The 25218-nt window shown below is 39.8% G+C and carries 31 protein-coding genes and 1 other annotated feature; of the genes, 13 read left to right on the top strand and 18 right to left on the bottom strand.

All coding sequences use genetic code 11. The annotated features are described in order from the left end of the window. Window positions 1-32: 32 nt before the first annotated feature. The gene (locus tag AC0VYH_RS04355; protein WP_475368466.1) at window positions 33-839 is read left to right on the top strand and encodes a GNAT family N-acetyltransferase; all 807 of its coding nucleotides are present in this window, start codon (window positions 33-35) and stop codon (window positions 837-839) included. A 242-nt stretch (window positions 840-1081) separates the two neighbouring features. After that, on the top strand, window positions 1082-1840 hold the full coding sequence (locus AC0VYH_RS04350; RefSeq protein WP_475366649.1) for a FixH family protein: 759 nt from the start codon (window positions 1082-1084) through the stop codon (window positions 1838-1840). Window positions 1841-1877: 37 nt separating this feature from the next. Here the strand turns inward: AC0VYH_RS04350 and tyrS are convergent, their stop codons facing one another. From tyrS to AC0VYH_RS04325, 5 genes are all read right to left on the bottom strand, one after another. Continuing rightward, window positions 1878-3125, bottom strand: coding sequence for a tyrosine--tRNA ligase (tyrS, locus tag AC0VYH_RS04345; RefSeq protein ID WP_475373339.1), 1248 nt, complete (start codon window positions 3123-3125; stop codon window positions 1878-1880). A gap of 56 nt (window positions 3126-3181) precedes the next feature. Next, window positions 3182-3405: a binding site (T-box leader), on the bottom strand. Between the two features lie 134 nt (window positions 3406-3539). Further along, window positions 3540-4475 (bottom strand): ferrochelatase, encoded by a 936-nt coding sequence (hemH, locus tag AC0VYH_RS04340; RefSeq protein WP_194220378.1) that lies wholly within the window; start codon window positions 4473-4475, stop codon window positions 3540-3542. 374 nt (window positions 4476-4849) lie between these two features. Next, window positions 4850-5200 carry a hypothetical protein gene (locus AC0VYH_RS04335; protein WP_194220377.1) on the bottom strand — a complete coding sequence of 117 codons (351 nt, stop codon included), beginning with the start codon at window positions 5198-5200 and terminating at the stop codon, window positions 4850-4852. A gap of 76 nt (window positions 5201-5276) precedes the next feature. Continuing rightward, a complete protein-coding gene (locus AC0VYH_RS04330) occupies window positions 5277-5645 on the bottom strand; it encodes a permease (protein ID WP_475373777.1) in 369 nt (122 codons plus the stop codon). An 8-nt stretch (window positions 5646-5653) separates the two neighbouring features. Next, complete coding sequence (locus AC0VYH_RS04325; protein WP_475373338.1) at window positions 5654-5857, bottom strand: helix-turn-helix transcriptional regulator; 204 nt, start codon at window positions 5855-5857, stop codon at window positions 5654-5656. 140 nt (window positions 5858-5997) lie between these two features. Here AC0VYH_RS04325 and AC0VYH_RS04320 point away from each other — a divergent pair, with 140 nt between their 5' ends. After that, window positions 5998-6186, top strand: coding sequence for a hypothetical protein (locus AC0VYH_RS04320; RefSeq protein ID WP_475373337.1), 189 nt, complete (start codon window positions 5998-6000; stop codon window positions 6184-6186). A 43-nt stretch (window positions 6187-6229) separates the two neighbouring features. Here AC0VYH_RS04320 and AC0VYH_RS04315 read toward each other — a convergent pair whose 3' ends face one another. Next, on the bottom strand, window positions 6230-7408 hold the full coding sequence (locus AC0VYH_RS04315) for an MFS transporter (protein ID WP_475373336.1): 1179 nt from the start codon (window positions 7406-7408) through the stop codon (window positions 6230-6232). A gap of 434 nt (window positions 7409-7842) precedes the next feature. Between AC0VYH_RS04315 and AC0VYH_RS04310 the strand changes: the two genes are divergently transcribed. Genes AC0VYH_RS04310 through AC0VYH_RS04300 form a run of 3 tightly spaced genes read left to right on the top strand, consistent with a single transcriptional unit; the run spans window position 7843 to window position 10636 of the window. Then, the gene (locus AC0VYH_RS04310; protein ID WP_194220372.1) at window positions 7843-8991 is read left to right on the top strand and encodes an NAD-dependent epimerase/dehydratase family protein; all 1149 of its coding nucleotides are present in this window, start codon (window positions 7843-7845) and stop codon (window positions 8989-8991) included. 30 nt (window positions 8992-9021) lie between these two features. Beyond that, entirely contained in the window at window positions 9022-10164 is a 1143-nt protein-coding gene (locus AC0VYH_RS04305; protein WP_475373335.1) for a glycosyltransferase family 4 protein, read from the top strand. A gap of 16 nt (window positions 10165-10180) precedes the next feature. Then, window positions 10181-10636, top strand: coding sequence for a GtrA family protein (locus tag AC0VYH_RS04300; RefSeq protein ID WP_475373334.1), 456 nt, complete (start codon window positions 10181-10183; stop codon window positions 10634-10636). 36 nt (window positions 10637-10672) lie between these two features. On the opposite strand, the gene AC0VYH_RS04295 is transcribed toward AC0VYH_RS04300, so the two are convergent. Beyond that, window positions 10673-11497, bottom strand: coding sequence for a DUF368 domain-containing protein (locus AC0VYH_RS04295; RefSeq protein WP_475373333.1), 825 nt, complete (start codon window positions 11495-11497; stop codon window positions 10673-10675). 242 nt (window positions 11498-11739) lie between these two features. On the opposite strand from AC0VYH_RS04295, the gene AC0VYH_RS04290 reads away from it, so the two are divergent. After that, entirely contained in the window at window positions 11740-12627 is an 888-nt protein-coding gene (locus tag AC0VYH_RS04290; protein WP_194220368.1) for a DMT family transporter, read from the top strand. 72 nt (window positions 12628-12699) lie between these two features. Here AC0VYH_RS04290 and AC0VYH_RS04285 read toward each other — a convergent pair whose 3' ends face one another. Then, the gene (locus AC0VYH_RS04285) at window positions 12700-13197 is read right to left on the bottom strand and encodes an NUDIX hydrolase (protein ID WP_475373332.1); all 498 of its coding nucleotides are present in this window, start codon (window positions 13195-13197) and stop codon (window positions 12700-12702) included. Between the two features lie 209 nt (window positions 13198-13406). Here AC0VYH_RS04285 and AC0VYH_RS04280 point away from each other — a divergent pair, with 209 nt between their 5' ends. After that, entirely contained in the window at window positions 13407-14000 is a 594-nt protein-coding gene (locus tag AC0VYH_RS04280) for a hypothetical protein (protein WP_303530378.1), read from the top strand. 66 nt (window positions 14001-14066) lie between these two features. Here AC0VYH_RS04280 and AC0VYH_RS04275 read toward each other — a convergent pair whose 3' ends face one another. The 3 genes from AC0VYH_RS04275 to fabG form a co-directional block, all read right to left on the bottom strand. After that, on the bottom strand, window positions 14067-14453 hold the full coding sequence (locus AC0VYH_RS04275; protein WP_194220366.1) for a gamma-glutamylcyclotransferase family protein: 387 nt from the start codon (window positions 14451-14453) through the stop codon (window positions 14067-14069). 70 nt (window positions 14454-14523) lie between these two features. After that, window positions 14524-16245 carry a pyruvate oxidase gene (locus AC0VYH_RS04270; RefSeq protein ID WP_194220365.1) on the bottom strand — a complete coding sequence of 574 codons (1722 nt, stop codon included), beginning with the start codon at window positions 16243-16245 and terminating at the stop codon, window positions 14524-14526. 111 nt (window positions 16246-16356) lie between these two features. Beyond that, complete coding sequence (fabG, locus tag AC0VYH_RS04265; RefSeq protein ID WP_475373331.1) at window positions 16357-17118, bottom strand: 3-oxoacyl-ACP reductase FabG; 762 nt, start codon at window positions 17116-17118, stop codon at window positions 16357-16359. A gap of 148 nt (window positions 17119-17266) precedes the next feature. On the opposite strand from fabG, the gene AC0VYH_RS04260 reads away from it, so the two are divergent. The 3 genes from AC0VYH_RS04260 to AC0VYH_RS04250 all read left to right on the top strand — a co-directional run bounded on the left by AC0VYH_RS04260 (window position 17267) and on the right by AC0VYH_RS04250 (window position 19185). Then, window positions 17267-17644 (top strand): thiol-disulfide oxidoreductase DCC family protein, encoded by a 378-nt coding sequence (locus AC0VYH_RS04260; protein ID WP_475373330.1) that lies wholly within the window; start codon window positions 17267-17269, stop codon window positions 17642-17644. 77 nt (window positions 17645-17721) lie between these two features. Continuing rightward, the gene (locus AC0VYH_RS04255) at window positions 17722-18339 is read left to right on the top strand and encodes an NUDIX hydrolase (RefSeq protein WP_475373329.1); all 618 of its coding nucleotides are present in this window, start codon (window positions 17722-17724) and stop codon (window positions 18337-18339) included. A 21-nt stretch (window positions 18340-18360) separates the two neighbouring features. Beyond that, on the top strand, window positions 18361-19185 hold the full coding sequence (locus AC0VYH_RS04250) for a helix-turn-helix domain-containing protein (RefSeq protein WP_475373328.1): 825 nt from the start codon (window positions 18361-18363) through the stop codon (window positions 19183-19185). On the opposite strand, the gene AC0VYH_RS04245 is transcribed toward AC0VYH_RS04250, so the two are convergent. From AC0VYH_RS04245 to AC0VYH_RS04230, 4 genes are all read right to left on the bottom strand, one after another. Continuing rightward, entirely contained in the window at window positions 19102-20331 is a 1230-nt protein-coding gene (locus AC0VYH_RS04245) for an MFS transporter (protein WP_475373327.1), read from the bottom strand. The genes AC0VYH_RS04250 and AC0VYH_RS04245 overlap by 84 nt on opposite strands. 65 nt (window positions 20332-20396) lie before the next feature. Further along, window positions 20397-20999 (bottom strand): SGNH/GDSL hydrolase family protein, encoded by a 603-nt coding sequence (locus AC0VYH_RS04240; protein ID WP_475373326.1) that lies wholly within the window; start codon window positions 20997-20999, stop codon window positions 20397-20399. Beyond that, on the bottom strand, window positions 20996-21373 hold the full coding sequence (locus AC0VYH_RS04235) for a DUF4937 domain-containing protein (RefSeq protein ID WP_475373325.1): 378 nt from the start codon (window positions 21371-21373) through the stop codon (window positions 20996-20998). Before AC0VYH_RS04235 ends, AC0VYH_RS04240 begins: the two co-directional genes overlap by 4 nt. Further along, complete coding sequence (locus AC0VYH_RS04230; RefSeq protein ID WP_475373324.1) at window positions 21373-21948, bottom strand: DNA-3-methyladenine glycosylase I; 576 nt, start codon at window positions 21946-21948, stop codon at window positions 21373-21375. Before AC0VYH_RS04230 ends, AC0VYH_RS04235 begins: the two co-directional genes overlap by 1 nt. 112 nt (window positions 21949-22060) lie before the next feature. Between AC0VYH_RS04230 and AC0VYH_RS04225 the strand changes: the two genes are divergently transcribed. Further along, the gene (locus AC0VYH_RS04225) at window positions 22061-22696 is read left to right on the top strand and encodes an FMN-dependent NADH-azoreductase (protein WP_283152915.1); all 636 of its coding nucleotides are present in this window, start codon (window positions 22061-22063) and stop codon (window positions 22694-22696) included. 70 nt (window positions 22697-22766) lie between these two features. Here AC0VYH_RS04225 and AC0VYH_RS04220 read toward each other — a convergent pair whose 3' ends face one another. The 3 genes from AC0VYH_RS04220 to AC0VYH_RS04210 all read right to left on the bottom strand — a co-directional run bounded on the left by AC0VYH_RS04220 (window position 22767) and on the right by AC0VYH_RS04210 (window position 24352). Next, window positions 22767-22922, bottom strand: coding sequence for a hypothetical protein (locus AC0VYH_RS04220; protein ID WP_475366631.1), 156 nt, complete (start codon window positions 22920-22922; stop codon window positions 22767-22769). Window positions 22923-22988: 66 nt separating this feature from the next. After that, the gene (locus AC0VYH_RS04215; protein WP_475366630.1) at window positions 22989-23486 is read right to left on the bottom strand and encodes an N-acetyltransferase family protein; all 498 of its coding nucleotides are present in this window, start codon (window positions 23484-23486) and stop codon (window positions 22989-22991) included. Between the two features lie 86 nt (window positions 23487-23572). Further along, window positions 23573-24352, bottom strand: a complete 780-nt coding sequence (locus AC0VYH_RS04210; protein WP_475366629.1) for a hypothetical protein — start codon at window positions 24350-24352, stop codon at window positions 23573-23575. Between the two features lie 214 nt (window positions 24353-24566). Between AC0VYH_RS04210 and uptA the strand changes: the two genes are divergently transcribed. Beyond that, window positions 24567-25163 (top strand): undecaprenyl phosphate transporter UptA, encoded by a 597-nt coding sequence (uptA, locus tag AC0VYH_RS04205; protein WP_475367453.1) that lies wholly within the window; start codon window positions 24567-24569, stop codon window positions 25161-25163. The last annotated feature ends 55 nt before the right edge of the window (window positions 25164-25218 follow it).

Raw genomic sequence — 25218 nt, 5'->3', positions numbered from 1 at the left:
GTTGTTAGAATTAGAAAGGGGGAAACTATCAATTGATTAGAAGATTAACTGAAAATGATCATCTTCAATGCCTCTCCTTATTAACACCACACGCTGCAGAGAACTTGTTCATTTTAGGAGATATTGAAGCTTATGGGTATGATCAACCTTTCCAGAAGCTTTGGGGTGATTTCTTAGAGGATGGTACATTGCGAGCTGTTTTATTAAAATATGAAAAAAACTATATTCCGTTTGCACCTGAGGATTTTGACGCAAAAGGTTTTGCAAAAGTGATTTCAGAAGACAGCGATTTCTTTATGATGTCAGGACTTAAACGGGTCACAAGTCAAATACAACCCTTTGTTTCCCATCCTTTTCGCTCAAGTCGTGAATTGTTCTATGCGAAATGTGAGAGTACTAACGAACTTGCCCTCGATAACATCAACAATGTACAAGTCGCCTCATCGCTTGACCTAAGTCACATCCATTCTCTTCATGAACAAATTGGTGAGTTTGACTCATCTGAGACCGTAGAAGAAAAGCGACGAAATCAGGAAAAAGGAGTATCAAGAACATACTTTATTGAGGAAGATGGGAAGCTTGTGTCAGCAGCTTCTACCGCAGCAGAAAATTCTCAATCAGCGATGATCGTTGGTGTTTGTACATTGGCAAATTATAAACGAAAAGGCTATGCTTCAAAATGTACAAGTAAACTTTGTTATGACGTCCTTAAGGAAGGAAAAGTCCTATGTCTTTTCTATGATAATCCAGAGGCAGGAAACATTTACAAGCGAATAGGCTTTCAAGATATCGAGAAATGGATGATGATTCATTTTGAAACAAAAGAAGCTCTTGTTTAATCTCTCCGATCCTTCCTTTCAATAAGGATCGTTTTTTTATTGTCTCTTTTAAATTCACTCGTATAAAACTTCTATCAATCTCTTTTGTTGCCAGCTAGACACAACTATTCATGAATTAGCCTTGAGATTAGGTTATAACTTTCTTACTATTAAAGTGTGGATAAAGGTTTACAAGATTACTGAAGTGGCCATACTGTTTATTCAGAAATGGACGTAAGAAATGAAGGGAAGGAAAAATTGTTATGAAAAAAATCGGATCGTGGGTATCTATCCTTAGCATTTCTATGGTGCTAGCAGCGTGCGGACAGGATAATGCAAATGAGTCTAACAACGCCTCGACGGCAGAGGAAACTCAGGTCGAAACACTTGATGTTGCACTAGATACTCCTGAAAAAGTAGAAAAAGGTGAAAAGATTACTTTTTCTGCAACGGTTACACAGGGTGATGAAAAGGTAGACGATGCTGACGAAGTTATGTTTGAAGTATGGAAAGAAGGCTCCAAAGAAGATAGTGAAATGATCGAAGCTTCTCATGATGGTGAAGGCGTTTATACTGCTGAAAAGGAACTCGACGATGCTGGTAAATACTTCGTTCAATCTCACGTGACAGCTCGTGACCTACATACGATGCCGAAAAATGAAATGATGGTCGGTTCTGAAGAAGAAGCTGCTTCTGAAACTGATGAACACGCGCACGAACACGAAAGCGACGTATCCATCCATCTTATGAAGCCCGAAGAGATAAAAGCGAATGAAGATGTTTCGTTCATGGCACACCTTCAAAAAGACGAAGAAGCCTTAACTGGTGCTGACGTTCGCTTTGAAATTTCGAAAGTAGATGAAGAAAAAGCTGAGTGGGTTGACGCTGAAGAAATGAAGGATGGGGAATATGAAGGAACGACTTCTTTTAAAGAAGCTGGTGACTACACCGTTACCATTCATGTAGAGAACGATGAAGGTCTTCATGAACATACCGAAGAAAGTGTCACCATTACAGAATAATAAAATCCTCCCCCTCTATTCGAGGGGGAAATTTTTACTATGCTAGTTTTATTTTCTTGAATTTCCTTTTGCCCACTTGAATGACCAATCCATTTTTCACTTCAATTTCCTCATTCACTTCTGTTACTTTTACCTCATTTAGCTTAATACCGCCATTCTTCACCATTCGTCTAGCTTCACTTGTTGAAGGTAGCATGCCTAGTTTAGCGATCAATGTTGGCACAGTTACCATCCGATCTCCATCCCATATGACTTCCTCAATATCGGTTGGAAGCTGCTTTTGCTGAAAGATTTGTTGAAACTCCACTTCTGCTTTTTCAGAAGCATTTTCTCCATGAAACATGCGAACGATTGTCTTAGCTAGATTCATTTTAGCTGTTCTTGGATGGATTTCTTCTTGTTCAATTTCTTTTCGAACCGTAAGCTTTTCCTCTAGAGATAGATCCGTGATTAATTCGGTATATTTGACGACCAGCTCATCAGGAATCGACATCGCTTTTCCATACATCTCTGAGGGCTTCTCTGTAATTCCAATGTAATTCCCTTTGGATTTAGACATTTTTTCAACCCCGTCTAATCCTTCTAGAAGAGGCATCATTAAGACAACTTGCTTCTCTTTTCCAAACTGCTCTTGAAGGTGACGTCCCATTAAAACGTTGAAATACTGATCATTTCCACCGAGCTCAATATCACTTTCAAGATGAACAGAATCATAGCCCTGCATTAAAGGGTAAAAGAACTCATGAAGCGAGACAGGCTTATTCGCCTTCATTCGATTTTCAAAATCATCGCGCTCAAGTAAACGAGCAACCGTTATTTTCCCAGCGAGTTCAATAACGTCTTCAAACTTTAGTTCAGATAGCCACGCCGCATTGTAGTGGAGCTCCACTTTGCTTTGATCAAGAACCTTACCAAACTGCTCAAGATAAGTTCCAGCATTTCGTTTCACCTCTTCATCCGTTAGCTGCACTCTTGCTGTTGATTTTCCAGTAGGATCACCAATTTTACCTGTAAAGTCTCCAATAATGAGTTGGATGATATGGCCATTTTCTTGAAACTGCCTTAACTTATTTAACACAACGGTGTGACCAATATGCACATCAGGCGCAGAAGGATCAAGACCCAATTTCACTTTAAGTGGCTTATTCTTAAAAATCGAAGTAGCTATTTTATGCTTAAGTTCATCTCCAGGAATGACTTGACTCGTTCCATGTGTATAAACCGCATATTGCCTTTCCATTTCCTTTCTTTGTTCTTCTGTTAATTGATCCATGATTGAGTTCATTCCTGTCGACCTCCTAATTATTAAATTTCATATGAAAAGCCACGTCCCCTCTATATAGTAGGGACGTGGCTTACACGCGATACCACCCTGATTGAAGAAATAACTTCTTCCGGCTCGAATACGATAACGGTTTTCCCGTTCCTGACTAGTTAGATCACTCTGTTCATCAAGAAGGCTCTGAGGGGTAATTCACGGTTAGACTGTACCAGTTCACACCAACCACTGGTTCTCTGACACTACTCGTCATAACACGCTACTGCTTCCTCTTCCTAGCCTATTGTTATTTACGATGCATGAATTTCTCATTACTTTATCTTCTTTTACGCTAGTTGTCAATTTGTTTCTTCAAGAGCAGTTAGGAATTTCTCACAAAAAAGAACGCAGCCTTACAAACGTAAGACTGCGCCTTTTTCATTATTGTTTATTTAATTCTTTTAACACGACAGTTGAAAGAATATCGATGAATTCTTCCTGTGCGTTTGGCATCTCTGGTCGATAATAATTTGCACCGATTTCATCTGTTACAACTTTACATTCATAGTCGTTATCAAATAATACTTCCAAGTGATCAGCTACGAATCCAACTGGAGCATAAACAAACGACGTAAAACCTTGTTTTTCATAAAGATCTCTTGTTAAATCTTGTACGTCTGGGCCAATCCATGGATCTGGAGTGTTTCCTTCACTTTGCCAACCAATCGCCACGTTCTTCACACCTGACTCTGCTACGATAAGATCTGCCGTTTCTTTCAATTGGTCTGGATAAGGGTCTCCATTTGCAATGATTTTTTCAGGTAAACTGTGCGCGGAAACGATTAGGACAGATTTCTCGCGTTCTTGATCTGCCATTCCCTCAAATATCTCTTTAATACGTTTCGCCCAATAAGAGATAAATTTAGGCTCGTCATACCAGCTCTCAACAGAATGAATAACTGGGCCACCTAGTTTTCCAGCTTCTTCTTTTGCTCGTCCATTATAAGATTTGATACTAAATGTAGAGAAGTGAGGCGCCAACACAATACTAACGGCTTCTTCAATACCATCATTGTGCATTTGCTGTACCGCATCTTCTACAAAAGGTTCGATATGCTTTAATCCGATATAAAGCTTAAACTCAATTTCATCTTGAATTTCATTAAGGTGAGCTTCAAGCCCTTTCGCCTGATCTTCCGTAATTTTGGCAAGTGGTGAGATTCCACCGATTGCTTTGTAACGGTCCTGAAGATCTTTTAACTGCTCGTCAGATGGCTTGCGGCCTCTTCTAATATGTGTGTAATAACGTTCAATATCCTCTTCTTTATAAGGCGTTCCATACGCCATTACAAGTAATCCCATTGTCTTTTTAGCCATGAATGTGTTCCCCTCTCATACAGTGATTAATTAAATAAACTATCTTTTTATAATCATTATTATCTAGGTATCAGTATACCTTTTTTTCTCCCCTGAATCAAAGGAATCTGACTATAAATTCGTAACGTTTTGTGTCACTCCTATTGAAGCAAACCTTTATGTATTTTGCCACTTCCGATGCGCTTCCTATCACAGTATAGCGAACATTAAGCGTTCTGTCTTTCTCTTCCTCCACTTCTATTTCATCCTATCCACCATTTTCAGATTTCATACTGTGGTTGAATAACCCGGTAATCAAGCGGGTGGCAGGTGCGGTACCCCCACTTCACCCATAAAAAAAGCTGCGCATCATTGCGCAGCTTTTTCCAATTTATCTATTTTTCCATTGCGCCATTATGCTTCGATACAACTTCACGCAGATCCGTGTCGTCTTGCTCTTCTGTATTAAAAGCTAACACGTAGCGAAACTCTCTGTCCGCCTGCTCAGATGGATCAGCATTTTCTTCTTGCTTGCCTGTTGGCGTTTCATTAGAGAAAAACAAATCGTTATTCGCTCCAGCCGGGGTAGCTGTTCCCTGTCCCTGAACTGGTGTATCGATACTAAGTTTTTGATCTTCTGGAATATGTTCAACTGACAATTGACTTACCGAATAAGCCTGCAAATCAGCTTTTGCACTCTCTGCATCGTTCTCTGTTGTAAAATAAGCTTGTAATGATTTACTCATGTCAATCCAACTCCTTTTTATGATCTCACAAAAAGGGTTTCCCGATTCTTGGCATCTTTAATCATCGTGATAAAAATTAATGTCTTTTAGCGATGATCACCATGGAAACAAAGACTGTGCTAATCAACATGGCGGCTAATGCACTCAGCACCGTTACTGAGCTAATGTTCACTATGTTGAATTGTAGAAGAAAAAGAAACACCATGATATAACCTAGTACAGCAAAGTACGAATAAAACATCCCCTTCTCTCGAATCATTCGACTTCGCTCGTCCCGTGCCTTAAACTGCGGCTGAAGATAGCTTAAGCAAAAGGTCATAATAGACATACTCATCATCATATAACTTGCAGGAATAGGCTCATTTCCTGTGCCAAGACCAACACTAATCAGTAATAAAGCATTCAACGCAAAAAAGACGCCAAATCCGATATACGTTTTATTCATTGCCACTTCTAATCCCCCTCAGAATCCAAATAAAAAATCTCTTCCACAATCGTTCCAAACAACCTCGCCATTTCAAGTGCGAGCGGTAGAGATGGATTGTACTTTCCTTTCTCAATTGAAATATTCGTTTGCCTTGATACGCCAAGTATTTCTGCTAGGCGATCCTGGGAATATCCTTGTTCTGTTCTTTTCTCACGGAGTACATTTTTCAACTAAAAAGCCTCCTCACTTCTCATCTTCCATTATAAGGTAAAGCGAACTTTACGTAAAGCTTACTTTACATCGTGATGAATCATAATCCTCCGTTCACTACACATGCTAGAAAGATCCTAACGAAATCAGGAGGTAAAAAATGAAGCGTGAGACAACACAAACAAACAAAAAGATAAACGATTCATTTTACAAAGGACAAGCACCTGTCACTGTTGATGAAAAGATCAATGAAGACTTCTATGGCGAAGAGCCAGCTCAACCCACAAGTTACCTTGACAACAATACACCCGCCATTGATGTAACGGGGAATAAGGACAAAAATCGATGACCAACTTAAACTGCCCCTTTGCTAGCAAAGGGGCTCTACCTTATTATTCTGTTAAAAAGTGCATGCTCTTCAATAAGTAAAAAGCCGATGCTAATAGTAAAACTCCTGATAAAGCAAAAACAAATGGAACACTAATCGTCTCAGCAAGAAAACCGTATAGCAAAGAGCCAAGACCAAAAGTAATGGATATCAGAGCGCTTTGAGCGCTAAAAACTTCAGGAAGTGAATCTTTCGGGCATTTCCTTTGGATGAATGTCACCATCGCAATTGATTTTATTTGTTCCACCATTCCTGAGAGCACAGTTAACAGAAGTGCAATCACAGGAACACTTATTAAACCAAAAACAAACGTTAAGATACTAATCGCGAAGCACGTGGCGAGAAGCGTTTCTTTCATATAACGTTCAAACCAATTCGTGTATTTGGATACGGCCATTCCACCTGCTATCAAGCCGATGAAAAAGCACGCATTAAGATATCCCCACCACGTTTCTGATTTCATAAGAACTTCTTCGACAAAAATATAAAGGATAGCAGCAATCCAAACGACATTTGCTATCGCTTCAATAAAAATCATAACGTGAAAGATACGCAGAACAGGATGCTTCCAAATCAACCTCCATCCGCTCATCATATGAATTTTCGTCTTCCTTTCTCTGTGATCCCTCACAACAATTAATCCCATCATCAGTGTGGAAATCACATACATCACAAAGGTCACCCATATAACGAAGGAGCCTGACGTTGCTGCTACAAGAATACCACCAAGTGCCCAACCGCCGAATTGAATGGACTGATCGATAACCGCTACAAAACTATTCGCTTTCGCAAGCTCATCCTCCGTAACGAGTTGAGGTAGCATGGCATTACGAGCAGGAGCGGCCCACCCATCAAGAAACGCGATGATAAAAACAAGAACTAAAATAATCAGTATTGAAGGATCAAAAAGCCATAAAGACAAGCCAAGCATCCCCAACAACCCAGTCTTTATACTTTGTGATCCGACTAGTAATCCTTTTAACGAAAAGCGGTTCAAGACTAGCGGTGCACACATTCCACTGACAAATCGAGCGATCGTAATAGTAAATGGTAACAGGGAAAGATAAAGTGCTGAACCTGTTGATTGATAAAGAACAGCTATTAGCGCAACAATATATAAAACATCTCCCGTGTTGGCAAACCCCTGGCCAATCCACAAGAAACGAAATGAACGTAATCTCATCATAACTACCCCTTTTTATTTTGGTCTTACAAAAGAACTAAAGGGTAGTCAGTTTACATAGGGAAAATCACTCCTATTCTTCAATGTCTTTTAATGTCCAGATAACAGTTGCTAGTACGAATGAAAAAAATAGTAGGCGTTATGATGAGATAATTCGTTTAATAGCGTTTTTTTCCATTTTACCATATACCTAAAACGATCGTTTTGAATTTTCTAAATTAATTAATTGTTTTTATGAAGCGTTTCATGCAAACTAAAAGGTGTAGTGATACTCTTTTTAGGGAAAGAAATAATGATACATTTTCGGATTGGTTTAAAGATTTCGTAAATTGATTGTTGCGAGTTGAATGCCATCTTGAGGAATGCTATCGTAAATATTTGATAAAGCAAGGATTTCTACAACTAAATCGACCATTGTGATGGAGGTAAAATCTATGAGAATTATTGTAGCAGGCGGAGATGGTTTCTGTGGATGGCCAACCGCACTTTACTTATCAAAGCAGGGCCATGAGGTTACGATCATTGATAACATGGTACGCCGTAAATGGGATGATGAGCTTCGATCGAACTCACTCACCCCCATCTTACCCCTTGAAGAACGCGTGAAATTATGGGAAGAAAAATCAGGTAAGCATATTGCAACGTATGATTGTGATTTGATGCACTATGACTTCTTAAAAGAAATCTTCAAGCAAGTACAGCCTGAAGCATTTGTTCACTTTGCTGAACAGCGCTCAGCACCATATTCTATGATCGACCGTGAGCATGCGGTATTTACACAAACGAATAACGTTGTTGGTAACTTGAACGTGCTCTATGCGATTAAAGAAGTTACACCTGATTGTCACTTAATTAAATTGGGCACAATGGGTGAGTATGGACAGCCTAACATAGATATCGAAGAAGGATACATAAAAATAGAACATAAAGGACGTGAAGACGTTCTTCCATTCCCGAAACAGCCGGGATCGTTCTATCATTTATCAAAAGTACATGATAGCCATAATATTCAGTTTGCCTGCAAAATATGGGGCATTCGTGCAACAGACTTAAATCAAGGAATTGTTTATGGACTTCATACAGATGAAGATGAACTCGATGAAGGTTTAATCAATCGCCTGGATTACGATGGTGTATTTGGTACAGCCCTTAACCGTTTCATCATTCAAGCAGCAATTGGCCATAACTTAACAGTGTACGGATCTGGTAAACAAACGCGCGCTTTCTTAAACATTAAGGACACGATTCGCTGTGTAGAAATTGCAGCAGAAAACCCGGCCGACAAAGGAGAATTCCGCGTGTTCAATCAGTTTACTGAAGAGTTTTCTGTACTTGAACTGGCTGAGAAAGTTCAGCGTGTAGCTGAAGCTAAAGGACTCAATGTGAACATCGATCACCTTGAGAACCCTCGTGTTGAGAAAGAAGAGCACTACTATCACGCTGTAAACACGAGCTTAATTGATCTTGGTCTTGAGCCTTCTCTTTTAACAGATGAACACATTTCGAGAACGCTTGATACAGCTCTCAAATACAAAGACCGCGTACTGAAAGAAAACGTTCTTCCTAACGTGACCTGGAAGTAAAAGATGCACAATACTAACTGAGGTGTTCTTATGAAAATATCCATCGTAACAGAGACATTCCTTCCTTCAACAGATGGCGTGGTGACAAGACTTCGTGCATCGATCGATTATTTAATTGATCAAGGGCATGATATTCAGGTCATTGCTCCAGATTTAGGAGTGCGCAGCTATCGGAATATTCGTTTTGATGGAGTTCAGCCTCGTACATTCTTTCTATATAAACATCGGAAATTCGGCATGCCAACTCGTGTGATTAAAACCTATTTAGAGGAGTTTGATCCTGATCTTGTACATGTCGTTAATCCGGCTTTTATGGGCTATTCTGGTATCAAATATGGTAAGAAACTAGGGGTTCCGCTTATTGCTTCTTATCATACTCACGTTCCTAAATACGCTGATCACTACAATATGTCATGGTCGGAACCTCTTCTCTGGTGGCACTTCAGAAGAATGCACAACAAAGCGGATATTAACCTCTGTACATCACAAGCCATATTAGAAGAGTTAAATGAACAAAACTTCTATAACATGCATTTGTGGAAACGCGGTGTTGATACTGAACGGTTTAATCCTGAACTTCGTGACAGCGACATGAGACGACGGTTATCAAACGACAATCCAGATAAAACCCTTCTCCTCTTTGTCGGAAGACTTGCATTCGAGAAAGAAATCGATTCGCTCGTTCCGATGCTTGAAGAAAAGCCAGATGCTCACCTGGCGATTGTTGGGGATGGCCCTTATCGAGGTGAACTTGAAAAGAACTTCGGTCATCTTGACAACGTATCTTTTACTGGTTTTCTTCATGGTGAAGAACTAGCAAGAGCTTATGCTTCTGCAGATGCGTTTATGTTTCCATCAACGACCGAAACGCTCGGACTTGTCATACTTGAAGCGATGGCAAGTGGCCTTCCTGTTATTGCCGCAGAATCTGGTCCAACGAACGAACAGGTTGAGGATGGTTCAACAGGTCTACTCTATCGTTCAGGAACGAACGGTAACCTCACTGAAGTCATTAATCGCCTTCAGGAAAAAGGGCTATTAGAAAAAATGTCAAAAGAAGCTTACGAGCATTCTAGAGATTACGGTTGGCGAGGTCCAGCACAGCAGCTACTTGATTTCTATGAGTCCGCCATTGAGCAAAAGCAAGAAGAACAGCAGCAGGCGATCCAATAGATAGAAGGATGAGTATATGAAGCAGCGGAAAATTGGCAAGGGTTCTAAACAGGTGATGAGTTTCAGTGTAATTGGTGTGATAAATGCACTAGTTGATATCGGTGCTTTAAACCTGCTCATGCTGTTATTTCCAACAGATGATCGAATCCAGCTTATTATGTACAACACAATTTCATACGTTCTGGCGATCATTAACAGCTATTTCTGGAATGCCAAGCTTACGTTCCCTTCAAAAGCGATCCATGACAAAAAACAGGTGCTGTTATTTCTAGTTCAGGCCATAATCGCACTTGGTATTAGCAACCTTGTCTTTTATGGCGCTCTCTTGATTTTCGAATGGATCACGTTGCCACGCTACATTGAACGGAATATTTCAAAAGGACTCGCCATGTTCCTCTCTTCTGCTTCAAGCTTCTTTATGATGAAACATCTTGTATTTCCTCATACAAAACCAAAGCAAGAAGAGCAATAAAACACACAAAAACCGCAGGCTTTCCTGCGGTTTTTGTTATTCTTCCTTATGTTCAATTTTCCCAAGTACCATAGCTGCGCCAAGTCCACACAATAATGTTAAGATGCTAACTACCGCAAGTCCAACATCTGACTCGAAGCCTGGATACAACACAACGACTGAGCCGATCACTAAACCAATCATAACGGCATAAGTCGAAACCGTATATTTTGAAAGTAAGTGAGCAATGACCTTACCTGTTAAGCTTAATCCAATAATAATTCCTGCTCCTACCGTTAGTAGAAGGGGAATTTGAAACGATGAAAGACCGTGGATAACAGTCTGATATGACCCAAGCAGTAATAAGACAAAAGAGCCGCTAACACCAGGGAGAATCATAGCTGTACTAGCTAGCCACCCAGAGAAAAACAGAATGATGTAATCAACCATACTTAACGATTTCATCACCTCTCCTGATCCATCCCCTTTTAGAAACAAAGTGGAAGCAATTAAAATCGCCGCTACAATTAACAATCCATAATGGAAAGGCTCGAACGTTTTCTTATAGTCTACTTTTTTTAATAAAAACGGGACAACCCCAATAATTAAGCCAATAAAGAAAAAGAACGTAGGCTGTGGATAATGCTCGAGCAATTTCTCCATAAGCTGACTAACGAGCAGTAATGCAAGTCCTACTCCTATTAAAAGAGGAATAAAAAACCCAAGTTCTTTTTTCCAATTCTTACTCATCAATCCATTAATACCGCTAATCAGTCTTCTATAAATGCCAAGCACCATGGCAATCGTACCACCACTTACGCCAGGGATTAAATCACTTACGCCCATTAATAATCCTCGATAAATATTGCGCCACACAAACATGTTCACGTTTCTCCTTTTGCTTTCTGTCTAGTACCTACTTTACCCATATATACCCTCTCATTAACCGAACATTTTTATCAACGCGATTTCGAAAAGGTTCAATCACCCTTCTACTATGCCACAATCCCTTCTAGAAAGAATGAATCAATTTTGTGACATTTCTTACTTTAAGCTCTGTAGTTGAAAAAGAGGATTCCTTTGCAGTAAAGTGATAGAAGTGATTGACAAACTGGAGGAATTTGATGAGTGACCGAAATAAAGGAATTATCCTATTGCTAATATCATCATTTGGATTTGCGATGATGGCTGCTTTTGTAAAGCTATCAGGTGACGTGCCAACGATTCAAAAAACGATGTTTCGAAATGCCGTCTCTGCCATCATTTCATTTGGCTTTGTGATGTACTACAAAGAAAGACTATTCGGTAAAAAGGAGAACCAGAAATTCTTGCTCCTGCGATCAGCGCTTGGAACACTAGGAATCATTTTCTATTTCTATGCGATTGACAACCTTGTCCTCTCTGATGCCGACATGCTCAATAAGCTTAGTCCTTTCTTATTAATTATTTTTTCCGCTCTTTTCTTAAAAGAAAAAGCGAAACGGTTCCAGATCATTGCGATCATCATCGCTTTCATCGGAACGCTATTAATTATAAAGCCACAGTTCTCAGTCGAGACAGTTCCGTATATTTCCGGACTGCTTTCTGCTATTTTTGCTGCAGGTGCCTATACGGTACTCAGAGTTCTTGGACAGCGTGAAAAATTCTATACAGTTGTTTTCTATTTCTCATTCTTCTCAACAGTAGTATTATTGCCATTCGTGATTATCTTCTATGAACCAATGGAAACAAAACAGCTGATCTATCTATTATTAGCAGGCGTATTCGCAACGCTTGGACAATTTGGGCTCACCGTAGCCTATAAATTTGCACCTGCTCGAGAAATCTCGATTTTCTTCTACTCGACCGTCGTTTACTCTGCTTTAATCAGCATTGTACTATTCGGTCAAATACCTGATGCCTGGAGTATTATTGGCTATATTATCATTTTCTCAGCTTCGTTCTATATGTTTATACGTAACAACCGAGAAGCGAAAAAGGTTGAGAAGAGACAACCACAAACCTCGCATTAATACACATAATTAAAAGAACGCCAAACTTCCATTTAAGTTTGGCGCTCTTTTTTTTGTTTTCCTATGACCAATTTATTTGTGAACAGTTTTGACTTCATTCTCTACGAGTGGAGAGACCGAATAAGATTGCATTTGATGATCGTGATAGATAAATCTGTGCTCCTGTAAATAGTTTCCTCCAAGTACTTCGGGCAAAAACTTCTGCAGATTGCTTACTACACCCTGGTTATCTTCATCTAGAATCCAATCTATTCGTTTCCAGTCTAGTATTCCTTCTGCCGTATTTATAGGTGTAGTAAGAACCATTCCTTCTGGTAAATCCGCGATAAAAATGTACATACCTGAGTTGCCCTGCTCACTATAAAAAAGAGCATTCCCTGCATAGGTAACGCTCTCTAATTCAATCCCTGTCTCTTCAAAGGTTTCTCTTATTATACACTCAGACGGCGTTTCATTCTGTTCTAGCTTCCCACCAACGCCGTTCCAGAGACCCATTGTTGGGGCTTTGCGTCGATTTAATAGGAGAAGATCTTGATTTCTTTTGATAAAACAAATCGTATATTGAAGCATGTACCGTCACCTAGTTTCTCATAATTTGATCCAATAATATAAGTTTGATAAAAACCTAAAACAATCACCTATCTATTTTACTAAACATTCACTCCATATGGATAAAACAGTTAAATTACTGTTACAATGATCAAGTCGTCTTAAAACGATAGTAGAGTTGAATAAAAGGAACAATTAATGTTTCTCTGACATTCAGGAGGAAAGTAAGCATGCCAACAATCAATCAAGTCATTGAAAGCTATAATGAAGTGGAAAAGCTCTCAGATGCTCCACTCACCATCATATCCGAGGTATTATGGATCATCGTTGGACTCATTTTTATTATGCACCTGATCCGTAACCGTAACATCTTATCCCCATCAAAATTTCTATTTAGAGGAGCCTTCCTGTTCATCATCTTACTCATCATAGGGTATTTATCGTACACGTTAAATAGCTATGATTTTTCAATGGACGAGAAATCATGGAAAGAAAATACACTCGCACCTTATCTTCAGTCTTTACATGAGCACAACGAACAAGTAGAGGATTTTTCTCAATTACTAAAAGACCCTAATAACGGTATAAAATCAAATTATGTAGACGAAGACATATCTCCAATTTGGATCGAGCTAGTCACCACTACCGATACTGGTGTAAAACAAGAAAAAATTGTTGAAGCGACGATTGTAAAAGAACCGATTCAACAGCCCTATTTAACTTACAGAATGATTGAAAAAAACATTTCAGATCACTACTCAGATGAGGCTTATTATGAAACAACCCTTCACATTCCTGAAGATTATATGATTCTAACAGACTAATTATTCAAAAAGCACACGCTCCATTTTGGGAGGTGTGCTTTCTTTCATTGAGCTAGTCTCGATTAGTTACCTTTTATCTTTCCGATACGCTATCCAGTCTCCACCTGGTATTTCGATAAAACGCTTTTCTGGATTTTTCATAATATAAGTAATGGCTTCATAACTTCCTTGCTCACTTTCGATTTCCTGCATGACACGGTCATACAAGTTATGATCGCGCCCTTCCTGATAACCTTCGAGAATATTAATTCTTTCTAGTAACTGATTATCCACCTCGTAGACTTCTCCATATACGTTATGCTCCTCGCTTTGAACTAAAGCAGGGTAACCATCCTGTGTGTCATAAAGCTGTCCCTTTGTCCAACAGAAGCTTTCTTTTAGAGCAGCTTCTTTTATGACACCATGATTGCTTTCTCCTAATCGTAGCGTTCCATAGCAAAATACAAGATGCATGGTTGTCTCTCCTTTATCTCCATAGCTATAGCGAAAAGCCCGCCAATAAGCGGGCTCCCCAGTAACTTAATTAAAAAATTCGCTTCAATGCCTTTTTAAGCGGTGGCATATCAATTTCCTGTTCTTCAAATGCTTTTTTGAGCATGTATTTCGAATAGCTTGCTGCCTGTTCATACGTGATTTTGCCTGGAAGAGGCGGCTGCTCTTCAATCACAATGTCGACAATAACAGGCTTCGGTGATTTCGCAGCTCGTTCAAAAGCCGGAAGCAATTCTTCATACTTTTCGACGCGGTAACCTTCCCCACCAGCTGTTTCAGCAAATGCGGCAAAGTTAAAGTCTTTTAATTCCGTTTCATAATCTATGTTCCCTATTTCCTGCTGTTCATATTTAATCATGCCAAGACGTTCGTTGTTAAAGACGACAACCATCATAGGTAGCTTATATTTCACAGCTGTTAAGAAATCTTGCATCACCATCGTAAAACCACCGTCACCGCAAATCGCTACGGCCTGACGATCTGGATGAGCTATCTTACCTGCAATCGCTCCTGGAAGACCACATCCCATCGTCGCCATCCATGAGGAAATGATGAATTTTTGATTCGTGATGCGTAAATGCCTTGCTGACCAAACTGTCACATTCCCTACATCGATTGACAAGACGGCATCATCATCCAAAACTTTTTGAAGTTGTGGCATGATTTGCTGTGGTTTAATTGGTGTAGACTGTTCCGATTCAATCTTTTCAAGATGAGCCCACCAGTTTTTCATATTGTCCTGACATTTTTCAATAAATTCACGGTCTTCCTGGTAGGTAGTATGCTCGGTTAAGTAAGATAACGTCCACTTGGCATCTCCTATTAATCCTACCGTTACAGGATAACGTTTCCCGATTTGAGTTGGGTCAATATCAACCTGGATCGCCTTTGCTTTATCAGGTAAATAATCGCGATACGGGAATGACGTACCGACCATGATGAGTAAATCAGTTTCTTCCATTGCTTCATAAGCAGGCTTCGTTCCAATCTGACCGAGTTGACCAAGGTTATAAGGATGAACGTCTGGAATAGCTCCTTTACCTGGTAAACTTAAAATAACCGGGGCTCCTGCTTTTTCTGCAAAGCTTAACAGTTCTTCTCTCGCATGTTTAGAGCCTTTTCCTGCTAAAATGACCGGTCGCTTCGCTTCATTTAACATAGCGACAGCTTCATTTAAATTGGAGTCATGTGGATGAACAACTGCTTTCGAGCGAATGAGGGACGTATTCTCCACCTTTTGTTTTACCTTCTCAGCTGCAAGGTCATCTGGAATTGTAAGGATCGCTACGCCCTTTTTCTCAACAGCTGTTCGTATAGCTTGATGAGTTAAGTCAGGTAACGATGCCGCAGTTTCCACCCTGCGGTTAAATACAGATACATCATCAAACATTCGTTCAAGGTTAATTTCCTGGAATTGATCCGTTCCAAGTTGGTCGCTTGCGACTTGTCCAGCAATAACGAGAACTGGTGCACCGTCAGCCTTCGCATCATAAAGACCATTCATCAAATGAACTGCTCCTGGTCCCGCAATAGAAAGGCAGACACCTATTTTGCCTGTTATTTTCGCGTACGATGCTGCTGCAAGGGCACCTACCTCTTCATGTCGCACCTGAATGAACTTCATACGATCTTGAGCATTCCGCAAATTCTCTACAAAATGGTTAATCGAATCTCCTGGTAAACCATACACATGGTCTACTCCCCATTCAGAGAGTGTATTCAGTAAAATCTCGCCAGCATTTTTATCAAACATCATGACTCCTCCTTCGTTTCCTTATCCATAATGGGAAAGTACCCCTCTATAGGATCAGTGAAACGTCAGAGAAAAGAATAAAGCAGCCCAGTTGGACTGCTTTTATCGATATTACGTTCGTGGTCCACCTGCAACATAAAGAACTTGTCCACTAACAAAGGATGAGTTTTCATCAGCAAAAAAGAGTGCAGCATTCGCAATGTCTTCAGGTTTCCCTGTTCTAGCAACTGGAATCTGCTTTTTGTTGTATTCAATAAACTGATTAAATTCAACACCGAGTCGTTCGGCCGTTGCTTTTGTCATATCACTTTCAATAAATCCTGGCGCAATAGCATTGGCCGTAATGCCATATTTACCAAGCTCGAGTGAGAGCGTTTTGGTTAACCCCTGAATGCCCGCTTTGGCAGCTGCATAGTTCGTTTGTCCACGATTACCTAGTGCAGAAGTAGAGGATAGACTTATGATGCGACCATATCCTTGATCAACCATATACTTTTGTGCCGCTCTTGAAGCATAAAAACTCCCAGTAAGATGTACCTGCATGACCGTCATCCAGTCTTCATCGCTCATTTTAAATAATAGATTATCTCGAATAACTCCAGCGTTGTTTACAAGAATATCAATTGACCCGTATGCTTCTGCCGCTTCTTTCATACTGGACTCTACCTGCTCTCGCTTTGTAACGTCCACAACTCCTATCATAACCGAGAAGCCTTTCTCTTCTAATTTCTTTCTTGTTATCGAAAGGGCTTCTTCGTTCACATCGGCAAGGTATACCTTAGCCCCTTCATCTGCAAACTTTTCTGCAATGCTCGCACCGATCCCTCTGCTCCCACCAGTTATGTATGCCACTCTACCTTCAAGTCGTTTCACTCAACCTCACTCCTGTAAGCGTTTTCTTAACTCTAATTAAACTATAATAATATTACAATTTTCTGTCAACTATTGTCATCCAGTTTAAAATTGGGATAATAAGTGAAAAGAGTAGGAGAATGAATTATTTATATTGGAGGCTATCGCGATGAAACATCTCGTTTTCTATGATGCTGAATGTCCTTTTTGTTTTTATGTAAAGAAATCACTTCGCAAACTGGACTGGTTTAATAAGATCGAATGGATACCGGTCCAAGAAATTGAGGAGCACCCGGAAGACTATCCTTATATGCAGTTTCGCCACAAACGAATGTATGATGAAATTCATATGCTCACGACATCGGGGAACCTTCATGCAGGCTTTTATACGGTAAGACGACTGTTAATGGCACTTCCTGTAACGGTACCGCTCTCTTTACTACTATACTTACCTTTTATTGATAAGCTTGGTTCACCACTCTATATCTGGTTTTCAAAAAACCGTTATGATTGGTTTGGACGTTATTCAGAGCCCCGTTTTGAATAATTTTTTTAAAAGCAGGCGTTTATACTTTTTTCTAGAATACTATTTGTCAGAGAATTAGTTTGGAAGGATGCTTTGATATGGAAGAAAAATGGCTTACCTGGGCAAAACAAATTCAATCCATTGCTCAAGCAGGGCTAACTTATACGCAGGATAACTATGATTATGAAAGATATATTGAACTAAGACAGCTAAGTGCTGAAATCATGGAAACCTACACGGAATATGATATGAGAACAATTAGCGAACTTTTTACGAATGAAACCGGCTATCAAACGCCTAAAGTAGACGTTCGTGCAGCTGTTTTTCATGAAGGTAAATTGCTTTTCGTTAAAGAAAAAGCTGATGGCAAGTGGTCCCTTCCCGGCGGCTGGGGTGACATAGGCTTTACGCCAGGAGAAGTAGCGGTAAAAGAAGTTCAAGAAGAATCAGGATACATTGTAGAAGCACGGCGACTTCTTGCCGTGCTCGATCACAAAAAACACCCTCACCCACCATCGCCTTATCATATTTATAAGGTGATGATTGAGTGTGATCTAGTCGGTGGAGATGCGACCGAAAGTATCGAAACAAGTGACTGTGGTTTTTTCGCTCAAGACGAGCTTCCCCCTTTGTCTACTGGCAGAATAACTGAATCACAGGTTGGGATGCTTTATAATCTCCATAACAACGTTACCCTTCCACCTGTTTTTGATTAGGTGAAATAAGGAGCTATCACAATGATTAAACCATTTAACAATGGCCTTCTTCTTATGAGGAAAGACAAATTACAAGAACGAAGCTGGAGAAGTGATAATTGTTATAAGTTTATATTCTCTCACCAGGGGTCAGGGCTTTACGAAACACCACGTGGTGATATTTCAATTGATAAAGGGCAGTTCTATGTTCTTAACCCCGGTGATACCCACCGCCAACTTAACGTTACGCATGAAAAGTTTCTAATTGAACTGGATGAAACGATGTTTCAAGAAGTAGCAAAAGATCTCAATCTCAGTGTACGTTATCCTGAATTTGCATCTATTCCTTATTATCATCCACAGCTTCAGCAGTGGGCTTCTTTTGTACGAGATTGTATGGAGAACAGTTTGCAAGCCGAAGAAAGTACTTACTTCCTTGAGCACAGTGCGGTACAACTCGTTATCCTCATGCTCAAGCATGCTCCAGGATTGCATCAACAGGAGCTCCCCATCCCTTCAGCTAAGTTTCCGCTAACTACTGCTATTACAGCTATGAAAGAAGGGTTTCAAGAAGACTGGTCGCTTGATCAGCTCGCTAACCTGACAGGACTCTCGAAATATCAATTCGCTCACTCCTTTAAAGAAGCGCTTGGTATTTCGCCTTATTCATTCCTGCAACTTTATCGCATTATGAAAAGTCAGGAAAAGCTTCTTCACTCTAGTGAATCAATTCTATCAATTGCTTTTTCATCAGGATTCAAGAATCTTTCTTCTTACAATCATCTATTTAAAAAGTTGTATGGAAAATCTCCTTCTCAAATCCGTAGTAGTTCCTATAAGATAGACGATACTAATGAGCATCATTAACATTCCACTAACAACCATTATAACTTGAATTGGCAGAAGAACAGCGAATGCACCAAATAGAGCCAATGAAAGAGTATTAGCAAGATAGAGTAGAACAGCGTTCGTGCTAAACCCTCTTCCAAGCTGCTCTTTCGGTACGATGGTTTGCAGGAGATAAACTCTTGCAAGTCCAGCTATCGGAATCCCTATTCCTACTAGAATAGCACCTACAAAAAAATGTTCTAACTCGTATAATACGCCATAATAAAATACGCCCGCTCCCCAAATGAAAGCACCAATCATATATGTTTTTAAATCCATTTCCTTTACAATATAAGGAATGACTAAATTCGTTCCAATCACAACTGCACCAAACAAACCTAGTATCAAACTATAAATCTCTTCACTCCTCGAGGTCATATCTGAAAGCGCGAGTAGGAGCCCCACTTCCCAAACCCAGGTATTAAGAAATACAATTACAAAAGTACTTAGAAACAAATGCTTCAGGGTGATATTCCCACCAGCCCATTTAGTAAACGATCCGATTGAGCGCCAGACTCCGCTCAAGGATTTTTTCCCATTATAAATGGTTTCTTTCACTTGTAATTTCATAAGAAAGAATGCACTCAATCCATAAGTTATAGCGTCAATAGTAAAAAAATGGACAGCACCATGCGTTGTAAGAATCCATATTGAAAGAAAAGGACTTATGACCGTAACGCCTCTTTGAAGTGTATCATTCAATCCATTAACCGATGTTCGTTCTTTCTCTTCTGTCATAAGAGGCAGCAAAGCACGATGAGCTGGGTTAAAGAAGCAACCAATCGATTGAATGAGAAAACTAACAAACAGTAAATAAGCATATCCTAACAAATCTGCGTAATAGAACAAAACAATAGATCCAATTAATGGAATTCTGACAAAATCTAAAATAATGAGCATTCTCTTCTTCTGTACCCAATCAGAGATCACCCCTCCTATCAACCCAAAGAGTAAATAAGGGAGAGTTTCCGCGATCGCCATTCCAGTCGTCAATACCTTAGATTCGGTTATCTCATAAGCAAGAAAAAGAAACGCCATACCTGAAAGGACATCGCCTAGCTTTGAAATCCCTCCTCCGAGCAAGTAGTACCTTATGTTTTGATTGAACATTAATTTGATATACATAAAATCACCTCTCTCTCTATCATAAAAAGAAAGAGGTGATTTATCTTATAAGATCTTGCTAAAATTTAGCGCAATAAATTGTCTTTATATGATTTCAGCCATGTATCAGCCATAAGACGATTGCCTACTGAAGTCATATGAACGCCATCCGTTGTGAGAGTATCTTTCTTTTCCCTTAGCGCTTGTAGGAAAGTTCCATGAGTAGGAACAACAATTGCGCCAAACTTAGCTCCCAACTTCCGAACGATTTCAACATAAGGCATAAGCAGCTGATTTCCTTTTGAATAGATATTCTCTTCAATAATCGTTGGTTCCATTAGGACAATTTGCACGATACCATCATTTACTTTATTTAAAAGTCGTTCATATATCTCCTCAAACTCACTTGGCAACACCTGCTCCATCTCAGAATAATCCAATTGTCTCCACACATCGTTAATGCCAATGGAAATGGAAATCAGATCAGGTTCCACCGCTAAAACATCCCGTTTCCATCTACTTTCAAGATCAGTGATTCGATCACCACTCACGCCTTTATTGATGATCTCCACATGGAATTCCTTTATTATCTCTTCCTTAATCATTCTTACATATCCATAACCAAGTCCTTCAGGGTCCTGGTTTCTGCCTGAATCCGTAATACTATCCCCGATAAACAACCACTTCATCTAAGCTCCTCCAGGTTCTCAGTCGTAATGGTCCATCGCTCATTTACCTTACTATGCTGCTCTAACATCCAGCTTTTTGAGTATTGTTCAATATCCCTCACATCGGTTTCCTCAAGATGAACATCAATCGATTCAATACTTCCCTGTTGATTTGTTTTTAGATAGATGGCATCATGATCATCATTCATAAAACGGTTGTAGGATTGGGTGCTTTTCCAAAAACCAATAATAATCGCCACGTTTCCTTCTGACCAGCCACCGTACTGAGCTATAAACCCTTCGTCATTTCGCAATTCAATCCAGCGTTCTTGCCCTCTAGAAAAAGTTGCTTCCTGACCTTCTCGCACGTTGCAAACTATTTTTTTAATCAGCATCACAGTTGAGCCTTTTCACTAAAATCAGGATGTCTGAAGCAGTCAGTTGTATGATCATTGACTAAACCAACAGCTTGCAAGAAGCTATATATAATAACAGGACCTACAAACGTAAAACCACGCTTTTTCATATCTTTACTAATCTTCTTGCTAAGTTCTGTTTCTGCAGGTACTTCCTCTATCGATTTCCAGTCGTGAATGATCGGAGTGTCTTGCGTAAAACCCCATATGTATGATGAAAAGCTTCCGAACTCTTCTTGAACCTCCATAAATGCTTTCGCATTCTTTACCGTTCCGCGCACCTTTAATTTATTCCGTATAATGCCTTCATTATGGAGTAGCTCTTGTATTTTGTCCTCATCATAAGTCGCTACTTTCTCAACAATAAATTGATCAAAAGCAGCTCGATAATTCTCTCTTCTTTTCAAAATCGTAATCCAACTTAACCCCGCCTGCGCTCCTTCTAAAATGAGCATTTCAAAAAGTTTTTGATCGTCATAAACAGGAACTCCCCACTCATGATCATGATACTCTTTATAAATTTCTTCTTCATTCACCCATGCACAACGGTTCATAATGTTACCTCCAATAAAGGCTAGTTGCCTATAATTTCTTAACGCTAATCCAGTTGAATACTTTCTCCTACGCTAGCCATACTAAGTGGCGATAACAAAGGAGATGATCGTGATGGCTAGATTGCTTTATATTACCGTGAATCCAAAACCGGTAAAAGAATCTTTCAGTTTAAGTATAGGGGAAGTTTTCCTTGAAACCTACCAGGAAAAACATCAGAATGATGACGTCGTAAAGCTAGATCTTTATAATATTGATCTTCCTTATATTGATACTGACGTTTTTAACGGATGGGGCAAGCTGCAACAGGGAAATGCATTTGACCATTTATCAGGAGACGAACAGCTTAAAGTAAGTAAAATCAACGACCTTACAGATCAATTCATATCAGCAGATAAATATGTCTTTGTTACGCCATTCTGGAATTTCAGCTTTCCCCCTAAATTAAAAGCTTACATTGATACAGTGGCTATTGCTGGTAAGACTTTTAAATATACAGAAGAAGGCCCAGTTGGTCTCCTAACTGATAAGAAAGCCCTTCACATCCAGGCGAGAGGTGGCATCTATTCAGAAGGGCCAGCAAAAGAAATGGAATTCGGAGATCGGTACTTACATGCTGTACTTGGATTCCTAGGCATCCCTTCTGTTGAATCCGTCATTGCTGAAGGAATGGCACAAATGCCTGAGAAAGCTGAAGAAATCAAGAAAAAGGCGATGGAAGAAGCGAAACAAGCTGCAAAGACTTTCTAAGAAATACAGTATTCGTTCGTGCCTCTGAAATAGCATTTCCCCAAAATAAAAAAGCGCACATTGCGCTTTTTTATTCATCCCTTAACGAGTGGTCGAGCGGAATCATTAAACTGTAATCAAAAGGGAAGCTCATCTCAGCGATCTCTTCATTCTGATGGGGGACTTCACTCACGTTCATTTCTCCTGGTATACCCTCTAGCGGAATATGTTGTGTATGATCAAACATTTCATCGTCTCCTTCCATTTCTAGTATGGTTGAAGAACGATCTAATTATGAGATCTAGTTGCAATTCTATAGCAGCTTCGACATATAGTATTCATCAACAAATTCACCATCTATTAACAGTGAGTGACGTTTCAAGCCCTCCACTTCAAAACCTGCTTTCCTGTAAAGAGCTAATCCACCTTCATTTCGTGTGACCACATTTAATTCGAGGCGGTGTAGGCTTTGAGTCACTGCCCACTTCTCTAATTCAACAAATAACTCGGATCCCACTCCCTGTCCCCGATACTCTTCTTTAATTCCTATCACTAGATAGGCGCTATGTTGATTGCGCTTCGCCTGTCCGCCCACCGCAATTAGATAGCCGATCAATTCACCAGAATTCTCAGCTACGAATATACGAGAATGACGATCACTCTCCATTTTTTCAATCCGTTCACGCTGCTCAGCTATTGTCGTCTTTCTCTCGCCGTCTTCAAAGAGCATAAATGGGGAATCGCTCTCCACACCTTTTATTAGCTTCACAAATGCTTCGGCATCATCTGGGCTAATTTGTCTAATTTTCATTTGTTTGTCCTCATTTCCTATAACTGTTCTTCACAGCTTACCATAAGAAAAACGCGTATAAAGAATTATACGCGTTTTCCCTTGTTTTACTGCTCAACAACCGGCCTTGTTTTCTTTTCTAGCTTTCTTACTTCTTTCATAAGTTCTTTATATCCGAGTCTCGTTAATTCAAACTCATCGTTCACTAGCTCATACTCGATTAAAGTGTTCCGCTTTGATTCTGGAATGTCGTTATAAATGAGTCGAAGCTCTTCATTTAACTCAACAAATGAACTAGATTCAACAGAATCAATACCAATTAACTCAGCAACCAGCTTCATATCAGGGGTTTCTTTAATGAAAAGTCCCTTCTTATCAATGACTGCTTTTTGAATTTTATCTTTAAACAGAAGCACTTCTTGCTTGATCCGATTGCTTTCAGATTCCTTATGCTGCATCCTGTTACGATAGCTTTCTTTCTCTATTTCATCAAGATCCGCTTTAGAAAGAAGCTCTTCAAAAAGCATCGTTTTATCACTATTGATCTGCTCAAGTTCACGCTCTTTCTCAGCTTCCTCCATCGATTCTGCCTCGATATCCGTGTTTTCAAGTGAAAATGAAAGCTGATCATCTGCTGTAGTAGTTGAAGAGGCCGTATCCTCTACCCGCTCACCCTTTAACTTTGCATCAAAATCATGAATTTTTTTAATAACATATAGCGAAACGCCGACGCTAAGACACGTTAAGAACAACCTGAACATAAATGGGGAAAACGCCACAAGATATAATAATAAAATGAATCCAATAATGGAAAGAACCGTTAGTACTTTTTCTTTTCCCGTTTTCGCTTGCATAGGCTGATCTAGTGTCGCAAGAAATTTCTTCATGGATGTTAACATCCTGACTTTTCACCTCTCTACTCTATTGTCATCCTCTTCTGAGAACGAACATTACCCGGATTGCTTACATTCCGGGTTCTATAATTGTTCGAAAGCACCTTCTATTTTACGAGGATAGCTATTTTCGAAGGTCTAACAATCCTATGTGGACAATACACTTGAAAACAAGTCATTCGTTTGTCCATAAAAGGAGTTGTTAACTATAGAAACCCTTATTCATCAATGTTTAGAGTGGCTGCTACAGCTCGGTTACCCTGGCATCGCCCTTGCTCTAATGATTGAAATCATTCCGAGTGAACTCGTACTCGCTTATGGAGGATATATGGTATCTGAAGGAACGATTCGTTTTACTGGTGCTGTTATTGCTGGAACGATCGGTGGCACAGTCGCTCAGCTCTTTTTATACTGGCTCGGCCGTTTTGGTGGACGTTCGTTCTTAGAGCGCTATGGAAAATTCCTGTTTATTTCTCAAAAGCATCTTGCCATTGCTGAAACCTGGTTCGATCGGAATGGCGTGAGCGTCATCTTTACAGCTCGTTTTATTCCTGTCGTTCGTCACGCGATCTCTATTCCAGCAGGTATTGCTAAAATGTCGATCGTGCGATTTACCTTCTATACGATCCTGGCTATGATTCCGTGGTCCATTCTCTTCCTATATATTGGAATACAGCTCGGTGACAACTGGTCCCAGATTCATTCTGCTACAAGAATTTATACGTTACCAGTTAGTCTCGGAGCAGGATTCTTTCTTATCTGTTACATCTTTCTACTTATTATGAAGAGGCGACGCATTCGCTAATTCTAACAAAAATTGCCCGCGGTAAGTATACTAAGCAATCGTTCAACCAAAGTTT

The organism is Anaerobacillus sp. QJM3NY_32, assembly GCF_056173645.1.
The sequence above is the reverse complement of the archived record's forward strand: the minus strand, read 5'-3'. Positions and strand labels throughout refer to the sequence as shown.

Excerpts from the sequence above, each read along its gene's own strand:
- AC0VYH_RS04255 (WP_475373329.1), top strand. The coding sequence starts at position 17,722 with ATGGAAGAAAAATGGCTTACCTGGGCAAAACAAATTCAATCCATTGCT.
- AC0VYH_RS04330 (WP_475373777.1), bottom strand. The coding sequence starts at position 5,645 with ATGAATAAAACGTATATCGGATTTGGCGTCTTTTTTGCGTTGAATGCT.
- AC0VYH_RS04315 (WP_475373336.1), bottom strand. The coding sequence starts at position 7,408 with ATGAGATTACGTTCATTTCGTTTCTTGTGGATTGGCCAGGGGTTTGCC.
- AC0VYH_RS04215 (WP_475366630.1), bottom strand. The coding sequence starts at position 23,486 with ATGAAAATTAGACAAATTAGCCCAGATGATGCCGAAGCATTTGTGAAG.
- AC0VYH_RS04305 (WP_475373335.1), top strand. The coding sequence starts at position 9,022 with ATGAAAATATCCATCGTAACAGAGACATTCCTTCCTTCAACAGATGGC.
- AC0VYH_RS04320 (WP_475373337.1), top strand. The coding sequence starts at position 5,998 with ATGAAGCGTGAGACAACACAAACAAACAAAAAGATAAACGATTCATTT.
- AC0VYH_RS04230 (WP_475373324.1), bottom strand. The coding sequence starts at position 21,948 with ATGAACCGTTGTGCATGGGTGAATGAAGAAGAAATTTATAAAGAGTAT.
- AC0VYH_RS04280 (WP_303530378.1), top strand. The coding sequence starts at position 13,407 with ATGCCAACAATCAATCAAGTCATTGAAAGCTATAATGAAGTGGAAAAG.
- AC0VYH_RS04260 (WP_475373330.1), top strand. The coding sequence starts at position 17,267 with ATGAAACATCTCGTTTTCTATGATGCTGAATGTCCTTTTTGTTTTTAT.
- AC0VYH_RS04295 (WP_475373333.1), bottom strand. The coding sequence starts at position 11,497 with ATGTTTGTGTGGCGCAATATTTATCGAGGATTATTAATGGGCGTAAGT.
- AC0VYH_RS04335 (WP_194220377.1), bottom strand. The coding sequence starts at position 5,200 with ATGAGTAAATCATTACAAGCTTATTTTACAACAGAGAACGATGCAGAG.
- tyrS (WP_475373339.1), bottom strand. The coding sequence starts at position 3,125 with ATGAACTCAATCATGGATCAATTAACAGAAGAACAAAGAAAGGAAATG.
- AC0VYH_RS04210 (WP_475366629.1), bottom strand. The coding sequence starts at position 24,352 with ATGAAGAAATTTCTTGCGACACTAGATCAGCCTATGCAAGCGAAAACG.
- AC0VYH_RS04300 (WP_475373334.1), top strand. The coding sequence starts at position 10,181 with ATGAAGCAGCGGAAAATTGGCAAGGGTTCTAAACAGGTGATGAGTTTC.
- AC0VYH_RS04350 (WP_475366649.1), top strand. The coding sequence starts at position 1,082 with ATGAAAAAAATCGGATCGTGGGTATCTATCCTTAGCATTTCTATGGTG.
- hemH (WP_194220378.1), bottom strand. The coding sequence starts at position 4,475 with ATGGCTAAAAAGACAATGGGATTACTTGTAATGGCGTATGGAACGCCT.
- AC0VYH_RS04225 (WP_283152915.1), top strand. The coding sequence starts at position 22,061 with ATGGCTAGATTGCTTTATATTACCGTGAATCCAAAACCGGTAAAAGAA.
- AC0VYH_RS04285 (WP_475373332.1), bottom strand. The coding sequence starts at position 13,197 with ATGCTTCAATATACGATTTGTTTTATCAAAAGAAATCAAGATCTTCTC.
- AC0VYH_RS04290 (WP_194220368.1), top strand. The coding sequence starts at position 11,740 with ATGAGTGACCGAAATAAAGGAATTATCCTATTGCTAATATCATCATTT.
- AC0VYH_RS04220 (WP_475366631.1), bottom strand. The coding sequence starts at position 22,922 with ATGTTTGATCATACACAACATATTCCGCTAGAGGGTATACCAGGAGAA.
- AC0VYH_RS04275 (WP_194220366.1), bottom strand. The coding sequence starts at position 14,453 with ATGCATCTTGTATTTTGCTATGGAACGCTACGATTAGGAGAAAGCAAT.
- AC0VYH_RS04240 (WP_475373326.1), bottom strand. The coding sequence starts at position 20,999 with ATGAAGTGGTTGTTTATCGGGGATAGTATTACGGATTCAGGCAGAAAC.
- AC0VYH_RS04245 (WP_475373327.1), bottom strand. The coding sequence starts at position 20,331 with ATGTATATCAAATTAATGTTCAATCAAAACATAAGGTACTACTTGCTC.
- AC0VYH_RS04250 (WP_475373328.1), top strand. The coding sequence starts at position 18,361 with ATGATTAAACCATTTAACAATGGCCTTCTTCTTATGAGGAAAGACAAA.
- AC0VYH_RS04270 (WP_194220365.1), bottom strand. The coding sequence starts at position 16,245 with ATGTTTGATAAAAATGCTGGCGAGATTTTACTGAATACACTCTCTGAA.
- AC0VYH_RS04235 (WP_475373325.1), bottom strand. The coding sequence starts at position 21,373 with ATGCTGATTAAAAAAATAGTTTGCAACGTGCGAGAAGGTCAGGAAGCA.
- AC0VYH_RS04310 (WP_194220372.1), top strand. The coding sequence starts at position 7,843 with ATGAGAATTATTGTAGCAGGCGGAGATGGTTTCTGTGGATGGCCAACC.